Genomic DNA, 657 nt, shown 5'->3' with positions numbered 1-657 from the left:
GAACTCAGAGGGCCGCGTTCACGCCGCGGCGGGCGTCGGGGTCACTCGTTCTTCACCAACAAGATTTCCGGCGCGGTCTCGTTGGTGGACTTCCGGCCGCCCGGCACGCACTCGCGCCGCCAGCCTTCGGACTCGGTATAGAGGGCGTCGATCAGCGGGTGTTCGTAGGCCCGCAGGACCACCCGGGCCTTCTCGAAGCGGTTCAGGGCCGGGAACAGGTCGTCCCGGTGCCACTTCACAAGGTTCTCCGCCCGGTGCTTGTACCGCTCGCCGCCTTCGACGAACGGCGGGTCCGCGTAGATCGCGTTCTCCCGCAGGTCCCGGCACTTCTTTTTGAGGAACAGGCAGGCGTCGAACGTGCTGAAGGTGCAGCGAGTGAACGTCTCGTGGAAGTCGTCCAGGGCGCTGGCGGCGGACCGGAGCCGCACCACGTGGTCCCCGCCGAGGGCGTCGAACCGCAGAGCAATGCCGGACTCCAATTCGTTGCCCTGCCCGGCGAGACCGTTGCGACCCATCCACGCGGCGACGAAATAGGCCCAAGCCCACCCGACACTCATCCGTTCGGCCAACCCGCGGTTCTGCTCGCCCTCGAACCCGCGGCAGATCTCTTGGGCTTGGGCGAGGGCGTCCGGGTGGTACGGCGTCGCGTCGATGCGG

1 protein-coding gene is annotated in these 657 nt (G+C 67.9%); it reads right to left on the bottom strand.

Annotation, left to right across the window (positions count from 1 at the left end; translation table 11 throughout):
- Positions 1–41: 41 nt before the first annotated feature.
- Positions 42–657, bottom strand: a 616-nt coding sequence (locus tag ACG2DA_RS22965) for a hypothetical protein (RefSeq protein ID WP_395259041.1), incomplete at its 5' end; no start/stop codon positions are given.

Source organism: Alienimonas sp. DA493 (assembly GCF_043951915.1).
In the GTDB taxonomy this organism is placed as follows: Bacteria; Planctomycetota; Planctomycetia; order Planctomycetales; family Planctomycetaceae; genus Alienimonas.
Note: the sequence above shows the minus strand (reverse complement) of the source record. Positions and strands in the feature narration are given on the sequence as shown.